Annotated in this window: 1 protein-coding gene; it reads right to left on the bottom strand. The window is 69.1% G+C overall.

Translation table 11 applies throughout. From position 1 onward, the window contains the following. Positions 1 to 72: 72 nt before the first annotated feature. The coding region (locus tag DQ241_RS20270; RefSeq protein WP_158545988.1) for an AAA family ATPase at positions 73 to 763 on the bottom strand (691 nt) is incomplete at its 5' end.

The raw sequence follows: 763 nt of genomic DNA, 5'->3' as shown, positions 1-763 counted from the left end.
AGATGTGTATAAGAGACAGCACCGAAACGCCGAACGCCTCCCGGGTTCTCCGGGAGGCGTTCGGGATGCGGATTACGCGGCAGGGGCGAGGGCGGGGCGAGTGGCGCGCACCGTGAGGGCGTCGTCCACCGCATCCACCGTCACCGCGCCGGTGTCGGCGAGGTCGCCGGAGACGAACAGGTCGGCGATGCGGTCGTCCACCTCGCGCTGCAGGAGCCGGCGCAGCGGCCGGGCACCGTACTCGGGCTCGTACCCGTGCTCGGCGAGCCAGTCGACGGCGGCCTCGGTGACCTCGATCGTCACCTCGCGCTGGGCGAGGCGGCTCTCGGTGGCTCCCAGCATGAGCCGCACGATCTGCCGCAGCTGCGGCTGGTCGAGCTTGCGGAACAGCACGATCTCGTCGATGCGGTTGAGGAATTCGGGGCGCATGGCCTCGCGGAGCTTGCCCATGACGCGGTCGCGCAGGTCCTTGTCCGACCCGAAGCCCGTGGGGCCGCCGGCGTCGGCGATGAACCCGATCGCACCGGAACGCGACGCGAGGAACTCGCTGCCGAGGTTCGAGGTCATGACGACCACCGTGTTGCGGAAGTCGACCGTGCGGCCCTGGCCGTCGGTGAGACGCCCGTCGTCGAGCACCTGCAGCAGCAGGTTGAACACGTCCGGGTGGGCCTTCTCGATCTCGTCGAAGAGCACGATCGAGTACGGGTTGCGCCGCACGCGCTCGGTGAGCTGCCCGGCCTCGTCCTGTCTCTTATACACATCT

Origin of the sequence: Blastococcus sp. TF02A-30 (genome assembly GCF_003319185.1) — a bacterium.
Classification (GTDB): Bacteria; Actinomycetota; Actinomycetes; order Mycobacteriales; family Geodermatophilaceae; genus Blastococcus.
This window is presented reverse-complemented; position numbering and strand designations above follow the sequence as displayed.